At 44.0% G+C, this 21,071-nt stretch carries 21 protein-coding genes; 10 read left to right on the top strand and 11 right to left on the bottom strand.

The window, feature by feature from the left end:
- Nucleotides 1-294: 294 nt before the first annotated feature.
- From GC093_RS05730 to GC093_RS05710, 5 genes are all read left to right on the top strand, one after another.
- Complete coding sequence (locus GC093_RS05730) at nucleotides 295-1,605, top strand: ABC transporter substrate-binding protein (protein WP_171650911.1); 1,311 nt, start codon at nucleotides 295-297, stop codon at nucleotides 1,603-1,605.
- 98 nt (nucleotides 1,606-1,703) lie between these two features.
- A complete protein-coding gene (locus GC093_RS05725) occupies nucleotides 1,704-2,621 on the top strand; it encodes a carbohydrate ABC transporter permease (protein WP_171650910.1) in 918 nt (305 codons plus the stop codon).
- 19 nt (nucleotides 2,622-2,640) lie between these two features.
- Nucleotides 2,641-3,504 carry a carbohydrate ABC transporter permease gene (locus GC093_RS05720; protein WP_171650909.1) on the top strand — a complete coding sequence of 288 codons (864 nt, stop codon included), beginning with the start codon at nucleotides 2,641-2,643 and terminating at the stop codon, nucleotides 3,502-3,504.
- Nucleotides 3,505-3,530: 26 nt separating this feature from the next.
- Nucleotides 3,531-5,030 carry a sulfatase gene (locus GC093_RS05715; RefSeq protein ID WP_171650908.1) on the top strand — a complete coding sequence of 500 codons (1,500 nt, stop codon included), beginning with the start codon at nucleotides 3,531-3,533 and terminating at the stop codon, nucleotides 5,028-5,030.
- Between the two features lie 85 nt (nucleotides 5,031-5,115).
- The gene (locus GC093_RS05710) at nucleotides 5,116-8,187 is read left to right on the top strand and encodes an S-layer homology domain-containing protein (protein WP_171650907.1); all 3,072 of its coding nucleotides are present in this window, start codon (nucleotides 5,116-5,118) and stop codon (nucleotides 8,185-8,187) included.
- Nucleotides 8,188-8,272: 85 nt separating this feature from the next.
- Here GC093_RS05710 and GC093_RS05705 read toward each other — a convergent pair whose 3' ends face one another.
- From GC093_RS05705 to GC093_RS05690, 4 genes are all read right to left on the bottom strand, one after another.
- Nucleotides 8,273-9,832 (bottom strand): response regulator transcription factor, encoded by a 1,560-nt coding sequence (locus GC093_RS05705; protein ID WP_171650906.1) that lies wholly within the window; start codon nucleotides 9,830-9,832, stop codon nucleotides 8,273-8,275.
- Between the two features lie 21 nt (nucleotides 9,833-9,853).
- Entirely contained in the window at nucleotides 9,854-11,632 is a 1,779-nt protein-coding gene (locus GC093_RS05700) for a sensor histidine kinase (RefSeq protein WP_171650905.1), read from the bottom strand.
- 127 nt (nucleotides 11,633-11,759) lie between these two features.
- Complete coding sequence (locus tag GC093_RS05695) at nucleotides 11,760-12,329, bottom strand: class I SAM-dependent methyltransferase (protein WP_246313613.1); 570 nt, start codon at nucleotides 12,327-12,329, stop codon at nucleotides 11,760-11,762.
- 59 nt (nucleotides 12,330-12,388) lie between these two features.
- The gene (locus tag GC093_RS05690; protein ID WP_171650904.1) at nucleotides 12,389-12,712 is read right to left on the bottom strand and encodes a nucleoside triphosphate pyrophosphohydrolase; all 324 of its coding nucleotides are present in this window, start codon (nucleotides 12,710-12,712) and stop codon (nucleotides 12,389-12,391) included.
- A gap of 247 nt (nucleotides 12,713-12,959) precedes the next feature.
- On the opposite strand from GC093_RS05690, the gene GC093_RS05685 reads away from it, so the two are divergent.
- From GC093_RS05685 to GC093_RS05675, 3 genes are all read left to right on the top strand, one after another.
- Nucleotides 12,960-13,205 (top strand): MarR family winged helix-turn-helix transcriptional regulator, encoded by a 246-nt coding sequence (locus tag GC093_RS05685; RefSeq protein WP_171650903.1) that lies wholly within the window; start codon nucleotides 12,960-12,962, stop codon nucleotides 13,203-13,205.
- A complete protein-coding gene (locus GC093_RS05680; protein ID WP_171650902.1) occupies nucleotides 13,180-14,064 on the top strand; it encodes a pirin family protein in 885 nt (294 codons plus the stop codon). The genes GC093_RS05685 and GC093_RS05680 overlap by 26 nt, the downstream gene beginning before the upstream one ends.
- A gap of 185 nt (nucleotides 14,065-14,249) precedes the next feature.
- Nucleotides 14,250-15,023, top strand: coding sequence for a YybI family spore inner coat protein (locus tag GC093_RS05675; protein ID WP_171650901.1), 774 nt, complete (start codon nucleotides 14,250-14,252; stop codon nucleotides 15,021-15,023).
- Between the two features lie 2 nt (nucleotides 15,024-15,025).
- Here GC093_RS05675 and GC093_RS05670 read toward each other — a convergent pair whose 3' ends face one another.
- From GC093_RS05670 to GC093_RS05660, 3 genes are all read right to left on the bottom strand, one after another.
- Nucleotides 15,026-15,304 carry a DUF2277 domain-containing protein gene (locus tag GC093_RS05670; protein WP_171650900.1) on the bottom strand — a complete coding sequence of 93 codons (279 nt, stop codon included), beginning with the start codon at nucleotides 15,302-15,304 and terminating at the stop codon, nucleotides 15,026-15,028.
- A gap of 116 nt (nucleotides 15,305-15,420) precedes the next feature.
- Entirely contained in the window at nucleotides 15,421-16,188 is a 768-nt protein-coding gene (locus GC093_RS05665; RefSeq protein WP_246313611.1) for an MOSC domain-containing protein, read from the bottom strand.
- A gap of 135 nt (nucleotides 16,189-16,323) precedes the next feature.
- Entirely contained in the window at nucleotides 16,324-16,809 is a 486-nt protein-coding gene (locus GC093_RS05660) for a YhcN/YlaJ family sporulation lipoprotein (protein WP_171650899.1), read from the bottom strand.
- Nucleotides 16,810-16,971: 162 nt separating this feature from the next.
- On the opposite strand from GC093_RS05660, the gene GC093_RS05655 reads away from it, so the two are divergent.
- Nucleotides 16,972-17,178 (top strand): DUF1657 domain-containing protein, encoded by a 207-nt coding sequence (locus GC093_RS05655; RefSeq protein WP_171650898.1) that lies wholly within the window; start codon nucleotides 16,972-16,974, stop codon nucleotides 17,176-17,178.
- A gap of 29 nt (nucleotides 17,179-17,207) precedes the next feature.
- Nucleotides 17,208-17,420 carry a hypothetical protein gene (locus tag GC093_RS05650; RefSeq protein ID WP_171650897.1) on the top strand — a complete coding sequence of 71 codons (213 nt, stop codon included), beginning with the start codon at nucleotides 17,208-17,210 and terminating at the stop codon, nucleotides 17,418-17,420.
- 64 nt (nucleotides 17,421-17,484) lie between these two features.
- On the opposite strand, the gene abc-f is transcribed toward GC093_RS05650, so the two are convergent.
- The 4 genes from abc-f to GC093_RS05630 all read right to left on the bottom strand — a co-directional run bounded on the left by abc-f (nucleotide 17,485) and on the right by GC093_RS05630 (nucleotide 21,070).
- Nucleotides 17,485-19,479, bottom strand: a complete 1,995-nt coding sequence (gene abc-f, locus GC093_RS05645; RefSeq protein WP_171650896.1) for a ribosomal protection-like ABC-F family protein — start codon at nucleotides 19,477-19,479, stop codon at nucleotides 17,485-17,487.
- 105 nt (nucleotides 19,480-19,584) lie between these two features.
- Nucleotides 19,585-19,728, bottom strand: a complete 144-nt coding sequence (locus GC093_RS05640; RefSeq protein WP_171650895.1) for a hypothetical protein — start codon at nucleotides 19,726-19,728, stop codon at nucleotides 19,585-19,587.
- 106 nt (nucleotides 19,729-19,834) lie between these two features.
- On the bottom strand, nucleotides 19,835-20,635 hold the full coding sequence (locus tag GC093_RS05635) for an SDR family NAD(P)-dependent oxidoreductase (protein WP_171650894.1): 801 nt from the start codon (nucleotides 20,633-20,635) through the stop codon (nucleotides 19,835-19,837).
- Nucleotides 20,636-20,650: 15 nt separating this feature from the next.
- Complete coding sequence (locus GC093_RS05630; RefSeq protein WP_171650893.1) at nucleotides 20,651-21,070, bottom strand: MerR family transcriptional regulator; 420 nt, start codon at nucleotides 21,068-21,070, stop codon at nucleotides 20,651-20,653.
- Between the last annotated feature and the right edge of the window lies 1 nt (nucleotide 21,071).

The raw sequence follows: 21,071 nt of genomic DNA, 5'->3' as shown, positions 1-21,071 counted from the left end.
CTTTTTTGGACTTTTCGGCAAATCCATTATATACCAACTTTCAACCTAATTTATGCCCTTTATCTCCATGCACCTAAATTTTTCAAGGTTTTATAAGCATATTTTTGTAGTTTTGAGTGTAGGCCCTTTTTATTATCGATGTTTTGGGAAAAACTACTGTAAAAGTTAAGGAATTATCTAAACTTCTATTCTTCCACCTAAAGAAAGCGTTATCTATAATAATGAAGTACGCAATGGTTATTGTTAAAGAAGCAGAGTTTACCATTATAATGCGAAAAGGGGAGGTTGTATAAAGTGAATGTAAAAAAAATATCCGCATTAACACTTAGTGCAGTCATGTTAGGGGGGCTTCTTGCAGGCTGCAGCTCCAGTCCTGCCAAACAAGGAGAATCAGCCAAGGAAGCTGGCGGCAAAGAGTCGGTTAAGCTGACGTTCTGGTTTCCAGGTGCAGATAAAGCCAATGACGAATATTTCAACAACGCTGCGAAGGAATTCGAGAAGCTGCATCCTAATGTTCAGATCGAAACGACGGTATTACCCTCTGCAGCAGAAGATATAGACACCAAGCTGAATGCAGCCAAGCTTAGCGGTACAATGCCGGATGTTTTCTCCGCGTATTTGGCGTTTATGGGTTCCAGAGGAGCGAAAGGCGATTTTGCCCCATTGGATGCTTATATCAGCAAGTGGGATGAGAAAGCCGATGTGATGGAAAGCGCGATGACTGCAGGGAAATATCAGGATAAAACATTAGGTCTAGGCTTTTTCCCGGCACCTGAAATTCTCACTTACCGTAAGGATTACTTTCAAGAAGCAGGTTTAGATCCGAACAAACCACCCGCAACCTGGGAGGAATTGGCGAGCTATGCTGAGAAGCTGACCAAAAGAGATGCTAACGGTAACGTTACTCGCGCCGGATTTGATATTCCATACACTTCTGCAGACGTATTTGTAGAGCCCTTTTTACGTCAAAATGGAGCCAAATTAATCGACGAACAGCAAAGTGTGCCTGTTCTTAACGACAACAAAGCCATTGAAGGCTTGAAATTTTTGGTCGATCTGGACAGCAAGAAAGTAAGCATTCCTTATAATTACCAGAAAAAAGATGAAATTCCATTTGTTAGCGGTAAATCTGCCATGTCCTTTTTACAAACAACCGGAATCAGCAATCTCATCAAGAACAATCCGGATTTGAAGGACAAGCTGGGCTTTGCACCTGTGCTAAAGAAAGAAACCAAAGTCGGCTTCAACGGATACCGCCTGTTTACAATCGGGAACACAAGCAAGCATAAGGAAGAAGCCTTCGAATTTATTAAATTTATGATGTCCAATGATCAAGTATGGAAGCGTTATAAAGAATTGAAAATCCCTGTTGTGAAAAAATCACTTGAAAAACAATTTACCGACGAGGATCCTGCATTTAACAGCGTTCTTATGGATTATGTGAAAAACGGTAAAGGAAAACCCGTTGTTCCATGGTTAAGCCTATACAACAAATACATAATCCAATCATATGAGGAAGCTATAAGCAAGAAGAAATCTCCTGAGCAAGCTCTGAAAGACGCCCAAGAGAATGTTGAAAAAGAGCTGAAAAATATTAGCAAATAATGATGCGGTCCAGCAGGCTTGTAGAGAGTTTGTAGCTTATAAGCTTCTACAAGCCTGCTTCTTAAGATATTGAGATTTTGGCTGGAAGGAGAAACACAATGAATGCAAGCACAGTATCCCATGAGGCGGTAGCAAGCAATAAATTAAAAAAGAAACAACTAGACCGTGATCCGATTGGATATGCGCTAATTGCTCCATTCTATATATTTTTGCTGATCTTCGTCTTGCTTCCCATTCTGATAAACATCTATTTAAGCTTTACCAATTATGACATGAACCGTATGGATTTTATCGGACTCAAAAACTATAGGGTGTTATGGGATGATACTTTTTTCTGGATATCTCTCAAAAATACGGTGGTATACTCTTTTTTTACACTCTTCTTTACTCTAGCTCTTGGTTTGATTTTTGCGGGACTATTAAATAACAAATTAATTGGTCTTTCCTTTTTCAGAACGGGATTCTTCACGCCTCATGTGACCTCCATGGTTGCTGTATCCATGATCTGGCTGTGGATTTATGAACCGTCTCGCGGTATAGCTAATACGGTTCTAGGCGTTTTTCATATTCAAGGAAAGCAATGGCTCTATGACGCAAACTGGGCGATGGTTGCCCTTATTATTATGGGAATATGGAAATTCGTAGGCTACAACATGGTCATCTATTTGGCTGGATTGCAAGGTGTCCCTCGCGATTTATATGAGGCAGCTTCTGTAGATGGTGCCCATACATTGCACAAGTTTTTTTACATCACGATACCTATGCTTAAGCCGATCACTTTTTTTCTATTGATTACTGGCTTAATTAACAACTTCAACGTATTTGAACAAATTAAAATTTTGACCAACGGCGGTCCGATGAATTCAACGACAACAATTGTTCATCAAATATATAACCGTGCATTCGGTGAATTCCAGTTAGGCTACTCGTCTGCTATGGCAACGGTTTTGCTGGCGATTATTGCGGTTATTACCATCGTCAATTTCAAATATGGACAAGGTAATGACATTGATTAAATAAGGTGGTTGATACGGTATGGAAGATACGAAATCCAAGCTAGGGCTTTCTGTAATTGTACTAATCTTCGCTTTACTCATGCTCTTTCCATTTGTATTAATGGTTTTAACATCGCTGAAAACGATGGGAGATATAATGGCTCCACAGTTTATTTTTTTCCCGGAAACATGGGTTTGGCATAATTATGTCGAGGCAATGAGCAGGGGCAAATGGGGAACATACTTTTTCAACTCCGTATTTGTGACGGTTATTACAGTAATTGTAAGTTTATTGCTTAACTCGATTGCCGGCTATAGCTTTGGCAGATTGAATTTCAGAGGCAGGGATGTCTTGTTCCTGATTTCCTTGATAGGTTTAATGATTCCTCCACAAGTGACTATGATTCCGGTGTTCCTGATTCTAAAGCATATTCCTCTTGCGGGCGGTAATGATTTATTCGGACAAGGCGGACTCGGTTGGATTAATTCCTATATGGGCTTAATTGCTCCTTACGTTGCCGGTTCCTTCGGGGTGTTTTTGTTCAGGCAATTTTATCTCGGCTTTCCTAAAGAACTGGATGATGCTGCGAAAATTGACGGGTTAACTCGTGTCCAAACGTTTTTGTACATTTATGTGCCTGTCAGCAAGCCGATCTTCGCAACTCTCGTAGCTTTAAAGGCTACCCAATCTTGGAATGAATATACATGGCCCCTCATTGTTACCAATACGGACGAGATGAAAACCGTTCAGCTCGCATTAACGATGTTCCGTGACGAAACCCAGGTACAATGGAATCTTCTTATGTCGGCAACGACGTTAATCATTTTACCGCTATTAATTCTATTCTTGTTTACGCAAAAATACTTTGTTGAAGGTATTGTCACTTCGGGAATTAAGGGCTAATTACGCAGAAAAAAGGAGAAAGCATAATGAAGGCAATCGTATTGCTCTTGGACTCGGTCAACCGGCATTATCTCAGCGCTTACGGCGCATCAGGCATTGCAACGCCCAATCTGGATAGGCTGGCGGAGAAATCGGCTATTTTCACCAATCATTGGTCAGGCTCTCTGCCTTGTATGCCTGCGCGCAGGGACATGATGACGGGACGACTCGGATTTCTGGAACGCAATTGGGGGCCGATAGAGCCATTTGATCATACTTTACCGCAGATACTGCGGGATAACGGGGTATTTTCCCATATTGCAACGGACCATTACCATTATTTCCGTGTAGGCGGAGAGAATTATTGCCAACAGTTCGACACTTGGGATTTCATCCGTGGACAAGAGCTGGATTCATGGGTTTCCAGAGTCAGCCAGCCCGAGAAACCGGAACAGATCGGCAAATTTATGCCGCAGTATGCTCTCAATAGAACACAGTTTCATTCTGAGGAAGACTATTCCTCACCAAAAACGATCCAATCTGCATTGAATTGGCTCGAGGATAACCGAGAGGAAGATAATTATCTTCTATGGGTGGAGGCATTCGATCCACATGAGCCGTTCGACTTGCCGGACAGCGAGCTCGATGATTACGAGGACGATTACGAAGGACCTTCCTACTATTGGCCGGAGTATGGACAAGTGAATGTACCCGATGATGCACTGAAGCATATACGGAAGCGTTATGCTGCACTGCTTACTATGACGGATCGCTCAGTCGGTAAGCTGCTGGATGTGATGGATCGTAGGGGGATGTGGGATGATACCCTGTTAATCTTCACTTCTGATCACGGATATTTACTCGGTGAGCATGACTTTATGGCCAAAAATATTATGCCTGCCTACAACGAAATTGCCCATATCCCCCTTATGGTTCATTTGCCGGGAAGCAAGCATGCTGGAAAGCGGATCGATGCATTGACGCAAAACATCGATGTATTCCCAACCTTGCTGGAGCATTTCGGTGTGGATATTAGCTGCGCCAGAAACAAACTGCATGGAAAATCATGGCTGCCCTTAATACGCGGTGAAGCTGCTGCTATTAGAGACTGCGCTTTATACGGCTATTTCGGGAAGAATGTAAATGTTACGGACGGAGAATACACTTACTTCAGAGCATCATCGCAGGAAGATAATTCACCGATTAATTTGTACACGGCAATGCCAACAACGATAGGACATTATTACGGGTTAAATCACATTATTGATCCCAGTCGCATCGAAATAGGTCCATTTCTGAAATGGACAGACTTTCCTGTGTACAAAATACCGGGGGATAATGTGCAAATGAAGGACCAAACACAGTCATTTCATGTCAACAGTACATTCATCAGAGAGCATCTACTCTTCCATAACATAGACGATTATGGACAGAATCATCCAATTCACGATAAAGAGGCCGAGCAGAGGATGCTCGAGCTGCTGCGCAAAGCATTAGAGGATCATGATTCGCCGGATGAGCAGTACTTGCGTCTAGGTCTGGAATAGCACCGATAGGTATGTCTCGATACAAATAACAAGCAGAGAGACATACCTGTCGTTAACTATAAATAAATCCTTTGGGAGGTCAACCATGCAATCATTCAATAAAAATGTAAGCGGATTCACAAGCTTGTTATTATGTGCATCCTTATTCGTAGGAGGCGTTATGACTCCTCAAGCTGCTGCTGCTGAAGCATCGAACACGAAAATCACGGTAGAATCCAGCAATGTGCTTCATTCTATTAAGCCTGGTCTGTTCGGCGTAAATCATCGCTATTTTGTCGATGGCGTCGGCATGTGGGATCCTGTAACTAAAAGTGTTTATGCTCAGTTTGACAAGAACCTATCCGAAATTGGTTTAAAATCACTTCGGTATCCGGGTGGGACAACAGCTAACCTTTTTTGGTGGAAGCGCTCTATCGGACCTGTTGAACAAAGGCTGAATCAGGTTAACCCTTATTTAGGTAATGGCCCGGAGAAAGCAAATTTTGGCTTGGATGAAGCCATGCGTTATTCCGAAAAGCATGGTTTCGATACGCCCTATGTTTATAATGTAGGGAACGGAGACCCGCAGGATGCCGCTGAGCTGGTAGAGTATTTAAATTCCCCTGCTGATGCTGCACACCCCTGGGCGATGAAGCGCGCACAGAATGGACACCCCGCGCCATATAACATCAAAACTTTTGAGCTGGGAAATGAAATTAATTTCTTCGGTCAAAATTATTGGATGTCTGGGCAAATTGTTTCCCAGGATCCCGCAGTGCTTGCTCTTAACAGTAATTCTGATCTAAAGACGGCCTATTTATATGCGAATGGTGGTACGGTGAAATTTACCCAGCAGAAGACGGGACTAATCGATGATTGGAGAGAAGCTGACCCGACGGATGCTTCCAAAAGCAACGGCAAGCCGAACCAGGTGAAATATGCCAAGTACGCTCCGATTGTTGCAGGATCACAGGTAGAGGTATCTATTGGCAATAACATGTATAACCCTGCTACAGGCAAAAATGACCTCTGGCAAGCGCAGAATTGGACTCAAGTATCCAATTTATCTGTGACAGGAGCAACCTATTCGTTTGAACTGGATTATACTACCGGCGCAATCAAGTTTGGAGACGGCACCCACGGAAATATCCCTGCTGCCGGCAAAGAAATCAAAGTTACCTATCAAACAACACATGCTGGGGTTGGAGAATATTACGCCAAGATGAAAGCGGTGGACCCAACAATCAAGATTTACAGCTCTATGGACCAAAGCTATGCCATAGCTGCACTTGGCAATACGGTTCCTTACGATGGAATTGTTATACATCCTTACGTCGGGTTAAAAAAGGAGCCGGTGGTTGGCTTATCTATGGCTACTCCTTATGATCCAAATAACGTTGCCAAGTACCACTATGCCACTATGTTGGATTCGGAAGCAAGAGTTCAAGAAGTAAAGGAGATCGCACACTCATCCGCTACAGTATCAGGGCGCAATATCAAGCCTATTGTAACGGAATACGGTCAGCACGATGCTGAGTTTAAGACATATCAGGAAAATGGAGTAACCAAAACCGCCCTTTTATATGAGGGGTCTTTGGGAGCAACCCTGCAAACCGCCAATATGCTCATGCATTTCATCGATATGGATTTGGAATACGCGTTGAGGCATTCTCTAATTGACAGATGGTTCGAGAACAAATCGGCCGTACCTATGGCACTATTTGACACGTACACCTTCTTGCCGTCAGCTTCCGCTTACATGTACAAAATGTTTACGCATATGAGCGGTGCGAACGAAGTGAAGTCCACCATCAATAATAATCCGGTAAGAACCGTAAACATTGACAACAAAGATCAAAATATTAACAAATTGATGACGGTAGCTTCCAGAACCGATAATGATCTGTACATGATTGTACTGAATCAAGACGCAACCGATGCAGTAACCTCCGCTGTGGAACTGTCGGGCTATAAAGCACAATCAGCCGAGGTATGGACCTTGAACTCAGATAAGCTGGAAGACATCAATACCAATGAAAAGCCGAATACAGTGGACATTGATACGAGTGAGCTTACTATCAACTCCAGTACTTTTAACTACACGTATCCTGCTCATTCAATCACCGCATTTAAGTTTACACCTGCAAAATCCATCAGCTCAAATTCATCCTCACATCGAGGTGGCGGCGCATCCGTGTCTACGCAAGCTTCAAACAGTGTATCGATTGCTGCGGGAGGTTCCGGGAAAGTCAGCTTAGGGGATGAAGTATCCGTTGTGATTCCTGAGGGAGCTCTGAATGAAGCAGCTCAAATCAGCATTCAAAAGATTGAACTAACGGAAAGCTTGAAAACCGATAAAATGAAGCTAATTAGTCCGATTTTCGAAATCTCAAAGAATATCAATGGTAATTTTAAAAATCCGGTTACTCTTACGCTCCAGTTAGATACTGCTTTACTAGGAGACAATAAGGCGTCCATCTTCTATTATGACGAATCGGCAAAGAAATGGATGGAAGTAGGCGGTACTGTTAGCGGCACTACCATTACGGCAACCGTAGACCACTTTACTAAATTTGCAGTTTTTGCAACGAGCAAAGAAGCTTCCAAGCCTAAAGATATGTCGAAGCCATCCGAAAGTATGGCTTGGAAGGATATTAAAGGGCATTGGGCACAGGTACAGATTGAGGATGGTGCAAGCAAGGGAATCATTAACGGGTACAACGATGGAACCTTCCTTCCGGATCGCACGATTACCCGATCGGAGTTTACGTTAATGATGTCCAGAGCCTTGCATTTGCAAGGAAAGGCAGAAGATCTGACTTTCTCTGATGCGAATCGGATTCCAAGCTGGGCATTAGAGGGCGTCAGCAGTGCTGTTAACGCGGGTTGGATCACTGGCTATGAAGATAACACCTTCCGCCCCGACCAGCCGATCTCCCGAGCCGAGATAGTTACCATGATAGGTCGGGCATTGAAGCTGTCAGATAAAAATCTGACTAAACCAAGCTTTGCGGATGATGCTGACATTCCTTCATGGGCCAAAGGCTATGTAGCTGCCGCAGCAGCAAAAGGAATCGTTAATGGACGAAGCTCTGATCTCTTCGCACCTAACGAAAGAGCGACTAGAGCAGAGGTTGTCGTCACTGTGCTTAGAATGCTTCAAGCCGCTCCACAGTAGCGGTAAGTGGAAATAAACGATGAAATGAGAAAAGAGGAGTCGAAGAAATTCGACTCCTCTTTTCCATGCCTTCCGCAGGGCTTCATTATTTATTGTACAATTTGCTATACTCGGAAGGCTTCATGCCGACTACTTTTTTGAATACTTGACCGAAGTAGCTCGGATTTGAATAACCGATCGCTTGGCAAACCGTATAAATGTTAGAGTTGGACTTCCTCAGCAGTGCTTTGGCTTCATCGATTCGCAGGTTTATCAAGTAATTATTGAGAGTTTCTCCCGTCTGCAATTTAAATAACTGGCTTAGATAGCTTTTGTTAAGGTGGAAGTGAAGCGCGATAGATTGCAGAGAAATATCTTCGCTGTAATGCTGTTGAATGAAATGGATAATGGATTTCACCGTAGGATTGTAATTCCCATTCCGGCTGTCCTTCAAGGACGTTTCGATTTCGCTCAATATATGCTCAAGCACCTGTAAACAGTCTGCCACATTCCCAGTATTCTCGATCAATTTGAAAAAAGTAATTTTCCGCTTATGAAGCTCGTCAATCTCTAATCCCATCTCATCAAGTCTATGGATAATATAGTAGCATACTTCAATAAATCCATTCCGAATGGCATAGGGATCTATATAATGCCTATTTTGAATGCTATCTGTAATGATGTGCTGCACCTGTTTGTAAAGTCCAAGGAAGTCTTGTTTATCGATGTAATCGTTAAAGTTTTTAAATGGCAAATCCAGGCTGGTTTTCAGCTCTGTAAGCTCAGCTTCATTTATTACAGAACCCGAATTTATGTAAAACCGATACGGGGAGAGGGCTAGTTGTCGTTGATGAACTGCCGGAATATCGCTAAATTCGGAAAAAGGTTCACTCACGCACAGCCAGTACTGCACATCGTAGGATGCAAGGACAGGGGCAATCTGATCTCTATATGTGTCTTCTGACGTGTTCATAATGACGATAAGCTGCAGTGGACTAACAGCAAAGCAGCAGCCATTCTGATGCTGCTGCAGCATGGCTTGCAGTTCGTTAACTATAGTATTTGTGAGCTCTCCCTCTTGGGAAGCCTCCGAAGCAGAATCGGTTTCCGGAAGCTCAAGTTGAATCCATATTAAACGCATAAGACCTGGCTGCAGCGGTAGACTAAAAGCAGAAATTTGATCCAGGATCGCTTCATCGGATTGATTAGGCTCACACAGGAGGCTTCTAAAGAAGCCTAACAGGGACTTTTTCCTTTGTTCGCTTTGAGTGTCCTTAGCCAACTCCTGATGCTGTTTGTTCGATTTGGCTTTTTCCATGGCGTTCACCAAGTCGGTATATTGCATGGTAGGCTTCAAAATATAGTCTAGCGCTCCTAACTGCAAAGTTTCCTTCACATATTCAAAATCGTTATAGCTGCTTAACACAATGACCTGAATGTCCTTATATCTTTGCTTAAGGATTCGAGTCAATTCAATCCCGTCCATTCCAGGCATGCGAATATCCGTTACAACAATGTCAGGCTGATAACGTTCTACAAGCTCTAAGGCTTCAATTCCGTTGGATGCGTCACCAACGATTTCAAAGCCATTTACGGACCAGTCCGTCATATGGATAAAGCCTTGGCGTAAAAGCTTTTCATCATCTACAATGATGACCTTATACATGTGCTTGCACCTCTTTTAATATCATTGTACTTTAGGTAGTGTTAGGGTAACCGATGTCCCCATTCCAGGCTGGCTATTTATCGTTAAACCATATTGTAATCCGAAATTCAACTTCAATCGTTCATCGACATTACGAATTCCTATTCCACTGAAGCGTGAAGATGATTGGTTACCTGTTTCGTTAAAAATGCGATCGATATCTTCCTCGCTCATTCCAATGCCGTTGTCGATAATTTCAATTTTTATGCCGCCTCTGTATTGAGATCCATACACAGAAATGGTGCCCGTTGTCTTATTCGGTTCGATCCCGTGGAAAATTGCATTTTCAATGATGGGCTGTAAGAGCAGTTTTGGTAGCTTGTATGGCATTAGCTGTTCATCAATTTTGTAATTCATCGTGATCGTATGGGACGTTCGTATTTGTTGAATATAGATATAGTGATCGATATTATCGATTTCATCTTGGATGCTGATAAGCTCATCACTACGATTAATCGTTTGTTCGAGCAAATTGACGAGCGCGTTGATGGTAGGTTCGATTAGATGCGTTTTTTGAACCCAAACCAAGCATTTAATAGAATTCAGTGTATTGTACAAAAAATGTGGATTAATCTGCATTTGTAGAGCCTGTAGTTCAGCCACCCGCTTCTCTTCCTGATTTTTTACTAAATCGCCAATTGTCCGATCAAGTTTATTGATCATGTTATCGTACTCGGTGGTCAACAAATTAATCTCATTTACCGAAGATGGCGATTTGATGGATTGGGTATTTCCTTTCAGCAAATAGGTTTGAATCCGTCTGGATAATTTCCCAAGCGGCATGGCGATCGTTCGGGAGATGAACAAAGCAGCTGCCAAGGACAGCAGGATACAAATAAAGGCAATAAGAAAAACTCTCGATTTTAACACATCGATGTCTTTGTAAATAGCGGACATCGGGATCTTCTCGACAATGTACCAATCCACTCGGCTTATTTTTTTATATAAAGTAAGGTATTTCTCATTGTTGATCGTGGAGATTTTGTAGCTTTCATCGTTATCGGATAACCATTGTACATAAGGCTCGCCTTCCATCTTTCCGCCAACCCGTTCCCTATTGCTGTGTGAGATGATGTTCAAGTTGGAATCCAGTATGAAGATTTCCTTCCCATTGTTCAGCAGGTTCTTATAAATATTATATAGATTATCTTCTTTGACGCTTAAGACGAATACCCCATAAGACTTGTTCGTATTAGCTGTCTGTAACAATTTGGATGCTGTAAATACATTGGTTCCTTCATTGTTTTTCAAGAAGCTTTTGTGGGTACTAAGCCAAGTGATTCTATCAGGCATATGAGACAGATAATCATCCCACTGATAGCTTAACAGACGGTCAGGATCTACGATATTGTTCTGGTAATTTTGTGTATAGATAAGCCCATTTTGACCGATGAGAAAGGATTGGAAATTAAGCCAATCAAAAGCAAATGAGTAGCGCAGCATACTGTTCTCCACTTTGGCCTGATCTAGAAGCTGGTCGTAGATATTGCTATAAGATTTGGTTAGCATCGACTCGAGCTCATTATTCATATTGTAGATGTTGACGATTGCACTGACTTGATCGAGAAGTACACTTATATTTTTGTCGATTTGCTCTAGTGTATCAATATTTGATTTGCTTACCTGTGCATCCAGCAGCTTCTCAGAAACTTTAAAAGACACCAGACCAACTACGCTCATTGGGATAATACTTAATAGAATAAAAGTTGCCAGAAGTCTTCCAAAAATGCTCTTGTTGAATGCAAAAAGTTTCCCCATCATGTTCTCAATTCCTTTATTAAATGATAGCGATTTCAATGGATGGGAGTATTGTAGAACGAATCGCTGCATAACGCAAGCGTTTGCAGAAAGATACAACTCTGTAAGGGCAAGCCTCCTTAATAGCTAATTAACTCGCCCTACGATCAATCCCCTCCACAGTATATACGTATACTTTGGTGAGGAATACATCTCCGCAAGTAATCACTCTTTCCGGCCGCCAGCCGGGCAGCGCGAAGCAAATGCTGACAATCCGCGCATGCGGTGCCAACCTGTCACCGAGAATTACACTAAATCGCTTCATCGCACCGGGATATAAGTAGCACACGACAACATCGGCGGTTTCATAGGGATAGTCGTAGATATCACCGTGGATATATGTAATAGGGGCACCTGTAACTGCCGAATCTCCTGACCTTTTAAGAAAAGCCATCCTAGCCAATAATCGCGAAATCCACAACGGAATCGGCGAATTTTCAACCCCTATGATCCTCCAGCCCGGACAGTGTCGTAGTAGATGAAGCGCCAGCGTCCCCCAGCCTGAACCCGCTTCTACTATTGTACCTCTACCTGAGAACTGGTTGATCTCTTTCGCCACCGCGTGGCGCGTCGGAGCCGAAGAAGGCATCGGCGATATGCCATTCTTCCAGCTGGCATACACAATGGACAGCATCGCCAGAAACACGATTCCTGCCAACAAGAGAGATGCAGTGTTATAAATGTCGATGATTGCCGCCTCCTCTCTTTTTGCATTCCAAACTAATCTACCACCTCAACAAGAAAAACCCTTTTAGCAAAGCCGCCTCTTTCAGCTGCCTTCTTTATTCGCTTGGTCTCTGCACCTTCGATGCTTACTCCGTGAACGGCTGCATAAGCATGGATGACCTCTAGAACGTCCGCCAGTTCTTCAGTAGCCTCCTCCAAATTGCCTGCCTTCATATATTCTATGATTTCTTCATCTAATTTTTTGCGTAACTCTATTACATAATTATCATTATCTAAAATTTCGAAGACGCATGTTTCCCCTTTAGACTCGATTATTTGCGGAATTTTATCACGCACCAGCTTCTTATACAACGGCATTAGTCCACCTCATGATTACTTATGTATTTTATTTACATCTATGAGATTATCGGAACATGCATTCCCTTGTCAATGATCTTATTTACCCTGTCCATAAACCATACCCGTCCGCCTTGAATGGCGTGCTCGTTTGGCGAACTCCTACTTGCTTCCCACACACTTGACATTTAGTTAGGTTTGGTATATCTTTAATTCAAGACAATTATCTTCAGTTAAAGATATTTTAGATTAAGATAAATTAGACAATATGGATAAGCTGGAGAAAAAGCAATACCTGAAACGTATACCCTGTGACCAAGACCGTAGAGTGACTTATGCGGAGCTGATCGATAAAGGAAAACAATTGTTTGATGATATTTTCCCCCAGCATACAGCAAATATTCACCGAATGATGAACGGCTTGACACTAAGCCAGAAGCAAGAGGCCATTGATCTATTAAAAAAATTAGGCAAAGGAGCTCATTCCTATGACAACAACATTACGAACAATTGAAGGTATTTATAAAGGTGCTCCCTTTCACATGGTTGGAGACGGCTTTCGCGTATCGAATTATTTCCCATCTGGAACGAACTTCGGACAACGCTTCAGCCCATTTATTCTGATGGATTACAATGCACCGTTCGTCTTCCCGCCCAGTGAGCAAGTAAAAGGGGTAGGCGCGCATCCGCATCGGGGCTTCGAGACGGTAACGATTGATTATGAAGGCTACGTGGAGCATCATGATAACCATGGAAATCATGGAATTATAGGACCTGGGGACGTACAATGGATGACGGCTGGCTCTGGACTATTGCACAAGGAATATCATGAAAAGGAATTTTCCAAGCGCGGCGGTTTATTCCAAATGATTCAATTATGGGTGAATCTTCCCCGCGCCAACAAAATGCATGCACCCAAATACCAGGAGCTGCTCAGCGGCAATATGGGAAGAATAAAGCTGCCAGACGATGGAGGTGAGGTTCGCGTCATTGCTGGTGAATACAACGGCGTTCCAGGACCTGCACAAACGTTCACGCCGATTCACTTGTTCGATATTTCCTTCAAAGCTAATGGTCAAGCACAATTCGAGCTTCCTTCAACCTTCAACACTGCTGCGTTGGTTCTAAAGGGGACTGCCCAGCTGAACGGCACACAGCTTGCTCAATCCGGAGACTTCATTCTCTTTGACAATACCCCAGGGAACATTGTCATTGAAGGTCAAACCGATGATACACTTGTCATTATCCTGAGTGGAGAACCTATCGATGAACCAATTTATCAGCATGGACCATTCGTTATGAACAGCAAAGAAGAAATCATGGAAGCCTTTAAAGACTTTCAAGCCGGTAAAATGGGCCCTACAGACTTCTAAAAAAATCAGCAGCCCAACGCCATAAAAGGCGTTGGGCTGCTGATTTTCGGTTTCGAACAACCTTCCACTTCCATCTAGCATACCTCTACTCGCTGCTCTTATATTAGCTTTATGAACCATCAAATAGGCATCCGCATACGATAGAAATAGAAAACTCAAACAAATCGTAAACGGAGGTTCTTGCAATGAGCTGGCAATACCCAGGATACCAACAACAAATGTATAGACCGAATACTAACTCTAATAACCTGTTTGTATTGGACATGAAGCAAGCTGATGTAACTGGAGACGGAATCCTTGATAACGTGTACTTATATGGTAATAAACCTGATGGACAATCAGGATTGTTTGCAGATCATATAACCCTCGTCATCCAAGATGGATATTCCAAGAATCGAACAACAGTCAATCTTCCGAATAACGCTGGATATAATAGCAGACTGTTTCTTGGAGACTTTGATAAGGATACTATAGCGGATATATTAGTAACTATCGATTCAGGAGGAAGCGGAGGCTATATTAGCTCTTATATCTATTCGTTTAGAAATAAGGTTCTACGTAAATTATTCGATGTTGAACAATTTAATAGTCACTTTAAGTTCAATGTGAATTATGAAGACTATTACAAGGTAAGTGTGGGGAGCCCTCAGCTTGATGTGCTTTTTACCCTAGACATAAGCAATAAGGGCTATGATTATTTATCCCAGTATTACAATGAAGATGGAAAACTTAAAACTCCAACCAAGGGCGAGGTTCTTGCTCTGGGAGCGCTGTATCCAATTGTTACAGATGAAAAAAGCATGAGCTATGATTTACTTGCTTTGCAGCGAATCATCGGTACCTTTAATGCGGACACATTAGGATATGTCGAAAACCTTTTGACATGGGGCGGCACTCATTTTATTTCCAGCAGACTCTCGGTTTCCATACCTGCATCGAAGCTAATTGCGCTTTATTAGAGTTATTCCTCTGCAACTCCGAACCTCTTAGCAGATCTAGCGCGAGCACGTTCGATTTCGACCTCGCGGTTGCGAGGCTCAGCATTCGTTACTAATGAGTCTAACAAATTCTTAGCAACCGCAGCCACCTCCTGGATAGCGTGATTGAACGCCTCCTCGTTTGCCTTCGAGGGCTCGTTGAAGCCCGTGAGCTTTCTCACAAATTGGCGCGCTGCTGCCTGAATCTCATCATCGGTAGCATGAGGGTCAAAGTTGAATAGTGTCTTAATATTTCGGCACATAGCTTTCTCCTTTTGATTACCATTATGGTACCAATTTTACTACATTCTCCCCCTCCTCGCCAGCCAAGTGTTCTACGCTATTTGTAAGCTCTTGGCTTCTTATTTCTCATTTTTTTCTATGCTAAAAATACCTTATCACCAACGCTAACTTGTCCTACCTTGTTAACAGAAGCGTATACCCCGAAATTTAAGTTCATCTCCTCATTTACTTTCTTCAACAGAGATTTATCACGCTCCAAGGTGTCTGGATCGATTGTAATCATAGAACAACGCTCACAATACATAGTAACTTCTAATTCTGCACTCCCTATTATTAAACGTTTTCCTATCCAGTCACTCTCACTCAATGAGTTGTCGGCTACAGCTACCAGTAAGTTTGCTCTAAAACGGCGCTTATCCAACCTCTTTCCCCATATTTCCTCAAGCTTGCGTAACGAAGCATCTGTAATTATCAATATACTCCCTGTATCCATAGCCAGAAGGTCTTGGTTATTCGGTTTATAGCTAAGCATGGACATTTTTGTATTCGAATACGCCTGTAGCTCTCCTAATAAGTCTTCATCCCAATTCAAACTGCGCCCATTCGGTGCAACTACATTCACTTTAGGAAACTCTTGTGCAGAGCCCTCGCCAATGAACATTGCCTTGTAACTAAGCAGGTCAGGGATCTGTCTGGCCGTCATATAACTAGACCATCCTTCTTTGGTTTCATCAATAAATGCATGGCTGCGGTCACCGTATAACCCATAGGTCTCGATTCTGCTTGTCTCTAATCCCTCTCCAGCCAAAGACTTTACAGGATATCTATTAATATTCTTTATTTCCCCAATAGGTATCATGGCTAAATCCGTCCCTCTTCCCCCATAAGTTTGATTGAGATACATTCGCCATTCACCCTATTTTTTCCTTTTGCACAATCCTTTCTGTTAATTGATCTTAAGACAAAAAAAAGGGCAGCTGCCGCGGTGGCCTGCCCGTTGTCACTTATCTATCAGCAGCTAAAATAGGTTCTCTTTTTCTTATCTGGAGTTCGGGAAAATTCTATACACTATCTCATTAAACTGGTCTATAAAACCAGTAACAGGCCTTCCTTCTTTAACATCCATTACATAAGTATTGAAGCGGTTCACCAAATCCGGATTCGTTGAGACGTAAACATTCTGGATATTGGGGTCGGTTGCTCTAACTTGATTCGCAATTTTTTCTTCTACGTCTCGCGTTATTTGTTGGTTGTTATTTAGCACAGCTGCAACATAAGCTTTTCTTTTGGTTACCAATACATTAACTTGCTTTGCGATGCCCAGCTCAGTTATTTTAGCTGCGGCTTCATTCGCTATTTGGATACGACTCTCCGTATTTCCTGGTTGTTGCACCTGTTGCTGTTTTATTGGTGTGCTTTGCTGTTTCACATTATTGGCTTTAGGTGTCGAGCATCCTGATATCAATATCGACATGGCAGCTACAGTTACGATCAAAAATTTCTGTGAACCTTTGTTTATTACCATCTGAAATCATGCCCCTTATCTATGTTTGTGATTAGTATGCTTTACCAATCATTTTCATATTCGTTGAGGATCATTCTCTTTTGGTCATTTTAATTTTTTCCAGTTTTTTTTTATGGAGATGGGATATATTATGTTCGTTACTTCAAGAGGAGGTGAAACCAAATGACCGTAGCAGCCCAAGTAAAAACATGTCTGGCTTCTTTAAAAAGTGCCCAAGCAAATCTTGAACAATTTGCTTTGGATACTCAGAATGAACAAGCAAAAACCCTTTATACAAATGCTTCTCAGCAAACACAACAAATCCTAGCACAAGTAGAGGCCCGCGTTCAGCAATTAGAGAACGAAGAGCCTCAATATAAGGGATTCTAAAATTATTTATCCGGATGGGGGAAAATCAGATGGCACAACAAATCGATACAAACCTGTTAAAAAAAGCAGAAGCATCCTCGTCGATTGCCAAAGATATGATTGCTCAAGCGATCGAACAATCGGCTGCAAACCCAACATTATGTCAAGAAGCTTTAAAAGCAGCTTCTGCTGAAATAGCTCAGGCGCAAACGATGGTAAGCCAAGTGTATTCTTCACTTCAAACCGCCAGCCAACCATCTTAATAAGAACCCTTTTAAGGACTCCAGAAATGAGAAAAGGATGGCATATGCCATCCTTTTTCATTATTTACGCGAGCTCCATCCACGCCTCGAACAGCGCATTGAGCTGCTCCTGCAGCACTTCCCGCTCGCGCCACCGAGCCTCCAGCTGCGCCGTATCGCCGCCGCTGTCACCTAGCTGCTGCAGCTTCGCGTCCGCAGCGGCCAGCTCCGCCTCGAGCGCGGCGATCTGCCGCTCGAGCTGCTCGCGCCGCCGCTCAGCTGGCGCGGAAGATTGCGGCGCGGGAGCTCCCGCGCTTCCCTGCGCTCGCGCTGCTGCGCCAAAGCGGGCCGGCTTGCCTTCGGGCCGAGCTCCGGCAGCTTGCCTCGCACCGCCTGCGGCTGAGCCCCTGGAGCCAGAATCCGCCGCGTTCCTGGCGGAAGCCTCCTCCTGCTGCCGCTTCTTCGCCCGGTACTCGTCAAAATTACCGAGATAATTCGCAAGCTTGCCCTGCTCCAGCTCCCACACCCGCTGCGCCAACCGGTTAATGAAATACCGGTCATGCGATATGGCGAGCACAGTACCTGGAAATTCCTCCAGCGCTTCCTCCAGTGCCTCGCGCGAAGCGATATCCAGATGGTTGGTCGGCTCATCGAGCAATAGCAGGTTCGGCTTCTTTAGAACGAGCAGCGCAAGCCGTAATCGCGACCATTCGCCTCCAGATAGCATACTTACCGGCTTGAATACATCGGAGCCATAAAACAAGTATTTGGCGAGAATCCCCCTCGCTTCGCCCTCTTCTACGCCTCCCTCCAGTCGGAAGTATTCCAGTGCAGTCTGCTTGCGGTCTTGTATCCCCATCTGCTGTGCAAGGTATCCAACCTCGACACGTGCGCCCAGCTTTATTTCCCCCTTATCAGGTGTTTCTTCACCAAGCAGAAGCTTGAACAATGTTGTTTTGCCGGAACCATTATCGCCCAGCAGCATAACCTTTTCCCCGTATTGAAGGCTTCCGTCAGCACCGGACAGCACGCTTCGCTCACCATAAGCCTTAGAAATCCGTTCGAAGCCAACAACCCTGTTCCCCGAGCGATCAAGCGGCGAAAGCTCGAAGTCAGCGGTTCTAGGCTCCAGCACCGGCCTCTTCACCATCTGCATACGCTCCAGTGCTCTGCGGATAGACGCTGCCCGCTTGAAAAACTTCTCATTCCCTCCGATACGCCCCCATTCCTCGAGCTGCCGAATCGTCTCCTTCATTTTCTTAATGACCTTCTGCTGCTCTTGAAATTGCGCGAACTGCTGCAGCAGTCGTTCTTCCTTCTCTTTCATATATCCGCTGTAGTTGGTAGTATACGTATGAGCCTCCCCATCCTCTAGCTCAATCATTTTGGAGGCCACCTGATCAAGAAAATATCTGTCATGCGATACGATAACGTATGCGCCTGTGTAGCTCTGCAGAAACTGCTCCAGCCATTCAATGCCCTTAAGATCCAGGTGGTTCGTCGGCTCGTCGAGCAGCAGCAAGCCCGGGCATACAATCAGCTGCGAAGCTAAGGATACCCTCGTCTTCTCGCCTCCGGAGAGAGTGCTGAAGCTCTGTGCGTAAACGCTCTTTGAAATTTGCAGACCGCCGGCCACCTTATCTATATTCGCATCCATTTCATAACCGCCGCCACGTTCAAAGCGTTCCTGAACAGCTGCGTAAAATTTCAAGAGCCGTTCAAGCTTCTCGGGACTCGAGGCAACCTCGGGGTTAGACATTTCTTGCTCCAAATGGGACAATTCCTTCTGACATGCGATTAATTCCCAGTAACCGTAGGTAAGCACTTCGTAAACCGTAAGGCTTTCGAATTCGGCCGGAATTTGCGGCAAATACCCGACCTGCATATCCTTCTTCAGAGTCAGCATCCCCTCATCAACATGCATATGCTTGGAGATAAGCTGCAGCAGCGTCGATTTACCGCATCCATTGCGGCCGATCAGGCCAATCTTCTCTCCATCGTGAATTTCAAACGTAACCCCGTCCAGTACAAGATGGGCTCCCAAGTATTTTTTTATGTTTTGACCGTTAACAATTATCATGTAAAGATCCTCCTAAAGATGAAGATCCTATCCGCTATCCGAACGACAAAAAAGAGCCGCAGCAGCAAGCCGCGACCCTTCGAATGATACAACAATCCGTATCGGTTAAGGTAGGCATCTTCTCGCGAATGGTAACAACGTATAGGTACTAACGGACAGACTTCTCCCCTTGTATGAAAAAGCATGAACGAGGCCAGCCATAGCAATCGGCAGCTGGCTAATACGGTTGTTCACCATCTCGTGATTCACCTACCTCACCTCCTTGTAAATAATTACCTTAACTTTAGCATGAAACATAGGTCCTTTGCAATCTCCAACAGTATTTCACAAGGAATTGGTTTAGCTGTCAATCATTTTAAACACCGGGCTGCTGTCCGCCGTCAATAACAATTTCCGTACCTGTAATCGAAGGTACTCGATTGGAAACGAGCAGGAGCGCCATCGCCGCAATCTCAGCCGGATCTACCATGTGTCCGAGCGGAATAGCTGAATTCATCTCCGCTTTTTGGGTATCGATGGTAACTCCCTTAGCCTCTGCATGCTGCTCGGCCAACCTCTCCGCCCGCTCTGTAGCAGTCACCCCAGGTGAAATCGCGTTAATTCTTACATTAGATTTAGCTAATTCCTTCGAGACCCCTCTTGTGAAGTTGAGCAGAGCCGCGTTGGCCGTACTGCCTGCAAGGAACGTTGGGTTCGGTGTACGCCCTGCCCCACCAACAATGTTGACGATGCGGCCATCACGCTGTTGAATCATATGGGGCGCTGCTTCCTTTACCATACGAATGTATCCAAGCAGCTTCAAGCTCCATGCATCCATAAATGCTTCCTCCGGCAGCTCGAAAAACGAACCAGCCCTCGCTGACCCTGCATTATTAATTAATATATCAATGCGGCCAAAACGTTCCAACGCAGTGGATACCACTTGCTTAACCGTCTCCACCTCGCGCATATCGCCATTCACTGTGACGATACGTGAAGGATCCCCAGCAGGATATCCCTCACAAATTGCTGCAGCAGCTTGCTGCATGCGGTCAGCATCCCGCGCAACCATTACGACAGATGCCCCCTCCTCGAACAGTGCTTTAGAGCAGGCAAATCCAATCCCTGCACTTGCCCCTGTGACAATAGCTATTTTACCGGCAAGTCCTAAGTTCATTCAACTCTCCTCCTTTTAATGGTTAACATTTGGTTTGACCTTCTTGAATGCTTGCTCTTTCAACATATTCGAATAGAATAGGCTTTTTTCCTGTGCAATCGCCTTTACCGTTTCCAGATGCTTGATTTGCTGCTCCAATTGATCGACATGCTCGGCAAGCATATTGATTCTGTCCTGTAGCGAGCCGCTAATGTCTATATCCTGATCGTTAAGGGAGAGAATACAACCGTCCTTTGTAAAAGCTACAATGCTCTCCAAGCTCATCCCCGTCTGCTTTAGTCCGTGAATGAACCTAATAAATACGAGATCCTGATCGTCATAACGTCGTATTCCGTCTTGACGACTAGGCTCAGGAAGAACGCCTATCTTTTCGTAATATCTAAGAGTAAATGCCGTAATCCCCGTCAGCTTCGATGCTTCTCCGATTGAGTACATG

The sequence above is a fragment of the Paenibacillus foliorum genome (assembly GCF_013141765.1).
In the GTDB taxonomy this organism is placed as follows: Bacteria; Bacillota; Bacilli; order Paenibacillales; family NBRC-103111; genus Paenibacillus_S; species Paenibacillus_S foliorum.
The sequence above is the reverse complement of the archived record's forward strand: the minus strand, read 5'-3'. Positions and strand labels throughout refer to the sequence as shown.

Coding starts and splice junctions, on each gene's coding strand:
- GC093_RS05725 (WP_171650910.1), top strand. CDS start 1,704: ATGAATGCAAGCACAGTATCCCATGAGGCGGTAGCAAGCAATAAATTA.
- GC093_RS05720 (WP_171650909.1), top strand. CDS start 2,641: ATGGAAGATACGAAATCCAAGCTAGGGCTTTCTGTAATTGTACTAATC.
- GC093_RS05715 (WP_171650908.1), top strand. CDS start 3,531: ATGAAGGCAATCGTATTGCTCTTGGACTCGGTCAACCGGCATTATCTC.
- GC093_RS05710 (WP_171650907.1), top strand. CDS start 5,116: ATGCAATCATTCAATAAAAATGTAAGCGGATTCACAAGCTTGTTATTA.
- GC093_RS05705 (WP_171650906.1), bottom strand. CDS start 9,832: ATGTATAAGGTCATCATTGTAGATGATGAAAAGCTTTTACGCCAAGGC.
- GC093_RS05700 (WP_171650905.1), bottom strand. CDS start 11,632: ATGATGGGGAAACTTTTTGCATTCAACAAGAGCATTTTTGGAAGACTT.
- GC093_RS05690 (WP_171650904.1), bottom strand. CDS start 12,712: ATGCCGTTGTATAAGAAGCTGGTGCGTGATAAAATTCCGCAAATAATC.
- GC093_RS05685 (WP_171650903.1), top strand. CDS start 12,960: ATGGATAAGCTGGAGAAAAAGCAATACCTGAAACGTATACCCTGTGAC.
- GC093_RS05680 (WP_171650902.1), top strand. CDS start 13,180: ATGACAACAACATTACGAACAATTGAAGGTATTTATAAAGGTGCTCCC.
- GC093_RS05675 (WP_171650901.1), top strand. CDS start 14,250: ATGAGCTGGCAATACCCAGGATACCAACAACAAATGTATAGACCGAAT.
- GC093_RS05670 (WP_171650900.1), bottom strand. CDS start 15,304: ATGTGCCGAAATATTAAGACACTATTCAACTTTGACCCTCATGCTACC.
- GC093_RS05665 (WP_246313611.1), bottom strand. CDS start 16,188: ATGTATCTCAATCAAACTTATGGGGGAAGAGGGACGGATTTAGCCATG.
- GC093_RS05660 (WP_171650899.1), bottom strand. CDS start 16,809: ATGGTAATAAACAAAGGTTCACAGAAATTTTTGATCGTAACTGTAGCT.
- GC093_RS05655 (WP_171650898.1), top strand. CDS start 16,972: ATGACCGTAGCAGCCCAAGTAAAAACATGTCTGGCTTCTTTAAAAAGT.
- GC093_RS05650 (WP_171650897.1), top strand. CDS start 17,208: ATGGCACAACAAATCGATACAAACCTGTTAAAAAAAGCAGAAGCATCC.
- abc-f (WP_171650896.1), bottom strand. CDS start 19,479: ATGATAATTGTTAACGGTCAAAACATAAAAAAATACTTGGGAGCCCAT.
- GC093_RS05635 (WP_171650894.1), bottom strand. CDS start 20,635: ATGAACTTAGGACTTGCCGGTAAAATAGCTATTGTCACAGGGGCAAGT.
- GC093_RS05630 (WP_171650893.1), bottom strand. CDS start 21,070: ATGTACTCAATCGGAGAAGCATCGAAGCTGACGGGGATTACGGCATTT.